At 59.7% G+C, this 6940-nt stretch carries 6 protein-coding genes; 2 read left to right on the top strand and 4 right to left on the bottom strand.

All coding sequences use genetic code 11. The annotated features are described in order from the left end of the window. The coding region (locus NW856_RS07900; RefSeq protein ID WP_414399748.1) for an MGH1-like glycoside hydrolase domain-containing protein at nucleotides 1-1624 on the top strand (1624 nt) is incomplete at its 5' end. Between the two features lie 144 nt (nucleotides 1625-1768). Here NW856_RS07900 and NW856_RS07895 read toward each other — a convergent pair. The 3 genes from NW856_RS07895 to NW856_RS07885 form a co-directional block, all read right to left on the bottom strand. Next, nucleotides 1769-3472, bottom strand: coding sequence for an ABC transporter substrate-binding protein (locus NW856_RS07895; RefSeq protein WP_414399747.1), 1704 nt, complete (start codon nucleotides 3470-3472; stop codon nucleotides 1769-1771). A 331-nt stretch (nucleotides 3473-3803) separates the two neighbouring features. Continuing rightward, a complete protein-coding gene (gene ispF, locus NW856_RS07890) occupies nucleotides 3804-4277 on the bottom strand; it encodes a 2-C-methyl-D-erythritol 2,4-cyclodiphosphate synthase (RefSeq protein WP_414399746.1) in 474 nt (157 codons plus the stop codon). Nucleotides 4278-4606: 329 nt separating this feature from the next. Further along, complete coding sequence (locus tag NW856_RS07885; protein ID WP_414399745.1) at nucleotides 4607-4939, bottom strand: TIGR02450 family Trp-rich protein; 333 nt, start codon at nucleotides 4937-4939, stop codon at nucleotides 4607-4609. A 110-nt stretch (nucleotides 4940-5049) separates the two neighbouring features. On the opposite strand from NW856_RS07885, the gene NW856_RS07880 reads away from it, so the two are divergent. Then, on the top strand, nucleotides 5050-5484 hold the full coding sequence (locus NW856_RS07880) for a hypothetical protein (protein ID WP_148202694.1): 435 nt from the start codon (nucleotides 5050-5052) through the stop codon (nucleotides 5482-5484). A gap of 80 nt (nucleotides 5485-5564) precedes the next feature. Here the strand turns inward: NW856_RS07880 and NW856_RS07875 are convergent, their stop codons facing one another. Next, the gene (locus tag NW856_RS07875; RefSeq protein WP_414399744.1) at nucleotides 5565-6878 is read right to left on the bottom strand and encodes a UbiH/UbiF/VisC/COQ6 family ubiquinone biosynthesis hydroxylase; all 1314 of its coding nucleotides are present in this window, start codon (nucleotides 6876-6878) and stop codon (nucleotides 5565-5567) included. Between the last annotated feature and the right edge of the window lie 62 nt (nucleotides 6879-6940).

Genomic DNA, 6940 nt, shown 5'->3' with positions numbered 1-6940 from the left:
CTTAGATGGAGTGGAGCGGCAAACCCAGTTGCAATTTTTGCCGGCGCCGGAGCTAGTGTCGGAGAAGCTGGCGCAGTGGTGGGTGCCTTTGGCCCCGCAGGAGGAACGGGATTTGGAGCTGAGGGTGATCTGCGGCTATGTCGGGGAGGAGATTGCCCCTTTGACCTACCAGGAGGCTCTGCAGGCGGAGCGGGAGCAAAGGGCTTCCTTGCGGGCGCAAGCCCACCGGATCGACACCGGCAATGCTCAGTTTAACGATTGGCTCAACGCCTCGCGGGATGATCTGCTGATGATGCTCACCCGCACTCCCTACGGGCTTTATCCCTATGCGGGGGTGCCTTGGTTTACCACGGTCTTCGGGCGAGATGCCCTGATCACCGCCTTGGCTACTCTTTGGTGGTTCCCGGACTTGGCCCGAGGGGTGTTGCTCTATCTGGCGGCCCATCAGGCCCAGGAGGTGGATCCCAGCCGCGATGCCGAGCCTGGCAAGATCCTGCACGAGCAGCGGCGCAGCGAGATGGCCAAAACCCGCGAGATCCCCTTTGGCAATTATTTCGGCAGCATTGACTCCACCCCTCTGTTTGTGGTGTTGGCAGGACGCTATGTGCAGCGCAGCGGCGATCTAGAGCTGTTGCGGCAGCTCTGGCCAAACATCGAAGCAGCCCTGCACTGGATGGACACTTACGGGGATGCGGACGGGGACGGCTTTTTGGAGTATGCCGGCAAGGCGCGGCGGGGCCTGCGCAACCAGGGCTGGAAAGATTCTGAAGATGCCATCTTCTACCCGGACGGATCCCTGGCAGAACCCCCCTTGGCCCTGTGCGAGGTGCAGGGCTATGCCTACGAAGCTAAGCAGTTGGCAGCAGAGATGGCCGAGCTGCTGGGGCGGCAAGAGCAAGCAGCCCAGTTGCGGCAACAAGCGGAAGAGCTGCAGCAGCAGTTTTGGGATCACTTCTGGTGCGAAGAGTTGGGGGGCTATGCCCTGGCTTTGGATGGCCAGAAGCAACCTTGCCGGGTGCGCAGCTCCAACATGGGCCACTGTCTGTTTTCGGGGATCGCCCATCCCGAGCATGCTGCCTGCATTGCCCGGCAACTGCTGGAGCCAGCTTTCTTCAGCGGCTGGGGGATCCGCACGGTGCCGGAGGGAGAGGGCCGCTACAACCCCATGTCCTACCACAACGGCTCCATCTGGCCCCACGACAATGCCTTGATTGCCGCAGGCTTATCTCGCTATGGCTTCAAGGGCGAAGCGGTGCGGGTCTTGACAGCGCTGTTCGATGCCAGCCAGTTTCTGGAGCTGAAGCGGCTGCCTGAGCTGTTTTGTGGCTTTCGGCGGCGACAGCGGGAGGGCCCCACCCTTTATCCGGTGGCCTGTCTGCCCCAGTCTTGGGCGGCGGCCAGTGTGTTTTTGCTGCTGCAGGCTTGTCTGGGGCTGGAGATCGACGGGCTGGCTCAACGGGTACATTTAACCAAGCCCACTCTGCCCCTGTGGCTGCCCCACGTCATCCTTGAGAATGTGCAGGTGGGCCAGGGATCCCTGGACATCGGTCTCTATCTGCAGTCAGGAGGGGTGGGGATCACCGTCCTCAGGAGTGCGGGGGACGTGGAATTGACGGTGAAATAGTTGCAAAATTCAAGACATCCGCAACACAACCTACAACTAAGTTTCACCTGCCAAATGTGGCGATAGGGACACAACTCAACAGTTCAGACAGCCTCTCCCTATCCCACATCATCAGATGCATCATCAGACACGTCATCAGAAGTTCTACTCTTGAATGTAGAGCTGATCCAAATTCCACAATTGCCCCAGAATGGGTCGGGGATCCACCCCTTGAATGCGGTTGCGCAGGGCTGAGAGAACCAGGGGGTTGAAAGTGCCAATTTGGGGCAGCTGTTCCTGGATGATGATTTGAAACCGGTCGTAGAGGGCCTTGCGCTTTTCAAAGTCTAGCTCCCGCACCCCTTCGATAAAGATGCGGTCGATCTCCCGTTCCCAATCGCTGACCTCAACCCCTTCTGCCGGGTTGCCGGGCAAATCTCCCAGATTAAAGAGGTGCAAACGGCCGTCGCTGCGCCAGATGTTGGAGCCGTTGTTGGGCTCGGTGCCGCCGCCACCAAAGCCCAGCAGCAGGGTTTCCCAGTCGCGGCTATCGGTGCGCTGCACCAGGGTGTTGAAGGCGATGGGGGTAAAATCAACGGTGATGCCGATCCGCTCCAGATCAGCTTTGATCAACGCGCCAGTGGCCTCCCGCTGATTGTTGCCGGCGTTGGTGAGCAAGGTGAAACGGACACGGTTGCCCTCGGAATCCCGCAGGTGGCCCTCAGCATCATAGGTGTATCCGGCATCGAGGAGCAGTTGCCGCGCTTTTTCAGGGTTGTAGTCGTAGGTGGGCAAGCCCTCTTCGGGGCTGAGGTAGAAAGGGCTGGCGGGGGAGAAAACCGAGTGCTGGATCTCGCCCAACCCTTGCAGAACGCTATCGACGTAAAACTGCCGGTTCATGGCATGGGCCACCGCCCGGCGGAAGTTCAAATCGTTGAACCAGCGGCTTTTGACGGGATCCACAAAGGGCCGCCCGGTCTGGGGATCGCGGGCTCGGCTGAGGTTGAAGGCAAAGAAATTGTTGTTCAAAGTCTGGCCGAGATTGTAGATGGTGAACTGATCTCGCTCTTCTTCTCGCTTTAAGAGCTGGAAATCCCTCCCCCGCACGGAAAGCACGTCGGTCTCGCCGGAGCGAAACTGCAGCAGCGCGGTGTCCTCTGAGTCCACAATGCGCAGGATCACCCGTTCAATGCGCGGGATCCCTTCCCCCTTCCAGTAGTAGGGATTGGGCCGGTACACCAGCCGTTGGCCAGGGGTGTATTCCTGCATGACATAGGGGCCAGCCCCCACCAATTGCTGCACCGGCGTGTCGATACCCCAGGTTTGCAAGAAAAGGGGGTTGCCCCGGCTGTCCAACTGCTCGACAGTGGGCTCGAGGATGTGCTTGGGCAAAATAGGGGATCCGGCCTGCAGCAGAAAGGGAGCGAAAGGCTCCGGCAAAACGAACTCAATCCGCCGCTCGTCCAGCGCCCGCACCTGAGGCAATGCTCCGGCTTCTCCAATTCGCTTCACATCCCGCGCAGAAGTCGGGATCCGCTCGTTGAAGATGATGCGGTTAAAGGTAAAGTCCACATCTGCTGCTGTCAGAGGCTCTCCATCCGACCAGCGCAGCCCCTCCCGCAAGGTAAAGACATACCGCAAGCCGTCCTCAGACACTTCCCAGCCTTCCGCCAGCTCCGGTTTGGGCAAGAGGGTATCCTCATCCAAGGTGACCAAGCCCGCCTCTAGGTAGGCGATAGCGTCGCGGCTAGAGCTTTCGGCGGCCAGATAGGTGTTGAAGGTTTTGGGATCCGAAGTCACCGTGGCAACCAGATGGGGGGGGCGGGTGGGCGTGGCACAAGCGCTGAGCCAGAGCAGAAGGATCCCCAAGAGTAGAGGGACAAAAAGGCTTCTCTTGAGCTGGTCTGTTGAGGTGCTGTTTTGGCCCACCATTTCCTTTGCCAAGTTGTCGTTCCAAGCAGGTTTGAGACGGCCCGTTGCTGTCCTGTGCTGGAGGCGCAAGCGCTCCACACCACTAAGGCCCTCACCCCCAGCCTTTCTCCTAGAAGACTGGCCCGCGCCCCCGGCCCTTTTCCCAGAGGGAAAGTTGGGGATCGAGGCGACGGGTGGTTTCACGGCGATTTTGCGGGAGCGGTTGCTTGCCAGTTTGGCAGCTCGGGCAGGGCGATGACCAGGTTCTTTTCAGACTCTGCTGGGAAGGTTAGCACTCCAGCAACAGGGCTACGGCGAAGGCAGCAATGGCCTCTCCCTGGCCGACGGGGCCCAGCTTTTCGTTGGTGGTGGCCTTTACCCCCACTTGCTTAGGGGAGATCTGCATTGCCTCGGCTAGACGGGCTTGCATGGCGGGGATGTGAGGTTTGAGCTTCGGCTGCTCCGCCACCACCACACTGTCCACATTGACAATTCGCCAGCCTTCTTGGCTCACCAGTTGCACCACTTGCTGCAATAGAAGGATGCTATCGGCCCCTTTCCAGCGTTCTTCTTCCGGGGGAAAGTAAAAGCCAATATCCCGCAGGGCTGCTGCCCCCAGGAGAGCATCCATGATGGCGTGGGTGAGGACATCGGCGTCGCTATGGCCCAATAGCCCCTTTTCGTAAGGGATCCGGATCCCGCCCAGGATCAAGGGGCGCTCTGCCACCAGGCGGTGAATGTCGTAGCCCTGACCAATCCGCACTGCTTTTCCGTCCTCGAAGAACCATAAAATCGCTGGGGCACTGTTTTGAGCCTCATTTCCTGAAGAAACTGCTGGAGTTCTTCCGCTCAGAGGGTACAGTGGGCTTCGAGAGAGAGTTGCCGGTCAACCCCCCTTACTCAGCAGCCTCTAAAGGAGAGCAGCATATCGGGCAGGCGGAGCCGCTGTAGCAATCAAAACAGATAAGATGGGATTTTCCGTAAGAATTGGTACAGCGCTTGGCCCACTGATAATCCCCGTAGCTGAGCTCCTTTCCGCAAACGTCACATTTGGGCATCTAGCTTTCTCCTGGCCTCTGGGTTACCTGAAGTTTAGGATACGTTGCCACTGCCATCTCTGGTGATGAAGCCAAGCTCTGGCCGGAGGGATCCCGTGGCTTCCCTATCCGCAGCAGCATCCTGGAGACCACAGGGAATCCAACCCGCTTGCCAAAGGGCCCGGTTTTTCAGGGTAGCAGCGTTCACCCAGAGGCGCACCTGGGGATCGCAGACGGCTCTGAGCTCGGCAAACACCAGCCCTCCTTCCCCTTGTTGGCGAGCAGTGACCTGAAAGTGTCGCCAACCCATGACGGGCTGAGCGGAAGTCCACTTGGAGCCAAGCAGATGGGGAAAGCGCTGTTTTTGGCGGGGCTTGCTGCGGGCCATGGGTTGAGAACTTGTTGCCACCCTTGCCTGTGGGCGAGCAGGTCTGCTGTCGGCTTCTGAGAACGGGATGAAGTTGGATCGGGAAGATCGATATGATGGCTAGGGGTGCTATGGCATCCCAACCTACCCACTTAGCCTATCCAACAATGGTGCAAAACGGGCAAAAGCTCGGGTTCTTTTGGCGTCAGGTGTTCCTGAAAGGGATCCTCCTGCTGCTCATCCTGGGCGGTCTGGTTTTGGGAACGGGACTGCCTCTGGTCGCGGCAAGTAGTCCTACTCTCTCCGGAAAGCTGACGGGGCCAGAATGGCGACAAGCAGACCCGGAGGCCAAGCAGGACTTTTGTCGCAAAGCCTTTCAAGCGTTTCGCGCCTCTCCTTCCCAAAGCTATATCATCAGCTCCAATGTGCAGGCTTTGACCCCAGAAGGTTTGTGTCGGCGCTTGGATCAGTTTTATCAGTATGCCGTCAACGACGAGATCCCCATCAACCAGGCGGCCAATATTGCCCCATTGCTGTTCTCCGATCTACCTCTGGAGCAGCCTTGATCCCTGTGGAGCGCTTGGTCTGCTGGGGACAAAGGCGGCGGGCGAGGATCTGGGCCCAGCTCTCAACAGTTTGGCCGGATCTAGACAGGCGTAGCCAGAGGTTCCGGGGGTGCAGGGAAAGGGAGCTGCTGCAGTTGGGGTTGGTGGGGGCGGATCCCCATTGCTTGGCGCATCAAAGCAGGCTTGAGCAGCGGCAAAACCTCCAGTCCCCACAGGCCCAGGCGACGCAAAACCAGCAACGGCCAGCTTCGGTTGGAAAAGAGGCGATTGGCAGCATCGGTTGCGAAAAGAACCAGCGCATTTTCTGGGCGGCGACAGCGCTCGTAGGCTTGTAGCAAAGCCGGATCGCCGGGATCCTGGCCTGTCAGTTTGGCTTCGATTAACAGGGCGGCCAAAGCTGCCACGTCCCGCATGCCCAGGTTGGCCCCCTGCCCCCCCAGCGGATGGGTGGTGTGAGCAGCATCCCCCACCAAAGCTAGCCGGGATCCGATGTAGGTTTGGGCATGGGCCCGCTGTGGCTCATAACAGGCTCTGGGAGAGGCCGCCAGCAAGGCTCCCAACTGGGATCCAAAGCAGGGCCGGATGGCCTGCAAAAACTCAGCCTCAGACAAGCCCATCAGCCGATCTCGATCCGCTTGGCGCACTGTCCAGACGACGCAACTGCGATGGGGATCGGGGGTGGGCAAAATGGCGAAGGGGCCGCTGGCCTGAAAGCGCTCGTAGGCCACCTGCTGGTGAGGATGCTCATGGGTGAGGGTGGAAACGATGCACACCTGCCCATAGCCCCAGCGGGATAACGGGATCCCAGCCTGTTCCCGCAGCCGCGAACGGGCCCCATCTGCAACCACCAGCAGAGCAGCCCGCAGGGTTTGCCGGGATCCCTCCTGAGCCAGCAGCTCTACCCGCAGGTGATCTGCTGCAGGGGAGAAACTTTGCACCTGGGCGGGGCTGAAAAGGGTTACCGAAGGGCACTCGCGAATGCGCTGCAACAGAGCTTTTTGGGTGATTTGATTTTCCACGACGTAGCCCAGGGCCGGCGCTTGGAGCGTTTCGCGGCACAACTGAGCCATCCAGGGGCTTTCCCCATCAGAGACCTGAATGCGGTGAATGGGAGAAACTCCCCAGGCTTCCATGAGGGGCCACACCCCAATTCGCTGCAGAATGCGGGCTGTCCCCAGAGCCAAAGCGCTGGCTCGGCCATCCGCCCCCACCCCCTGCGAGAGATCCCGCCCCTCGATCAGCCCAACACGGATTCCGGCCTGGCCCAAAGCGGCTGCCAAGGTGGATCCCACCATCCCAGCTCCGGCAATCACCACCTCGAAGTCCAGTCGCCTTGGCTTGGCTGCTGTCGGAGCAATGGCTAGGGGAGCAGCGGAAGTGGGCAAAAGGCTCATGGGCACTCACGGCAAGTAGGCTTAACTTCCATTCTAGGTTGTGTTGATCTTTCATTTGAGCC

The sequence above is a fragment of the Synechococcus sp. R3-13 genome (assembly GCF_047462195.1).
Taxonomy (GTDB): Bacteria; Cyanobacteriota; Cyanobacteriia; order Thermostichales; family Thermostichaceae; genus Thermostichus.
The sequence above is the reverse complement of the archived record's forward strand: the minus strand, read 5'-3'. Positions and strand labels throughout refer to the sequence as shown.

Coding starts and splice junctions, on each gene's coding strand:
- NW856_RS07885 (WP_414399745.1), bottom strand. CDS start 4,939: ATGGCCCGCAGCAAGCCCCGCCAAAAACAGCGCTTTCCCCATCTGCTT.
- NW856_RS07875 (WP_414399744.1), bottom strand. CDS start 6,878: ATGAGCCTTTTGCCCACTTCCGCTGCTCCCCTAGCCATTGCTCCGACA.
- NW856_RS07880 (WP_148202694.1), top strand. CDS start 5,050: ATGGCATCCCAACCTACCCACTTAGCCTATCCAACAATGGTGCAAAAC.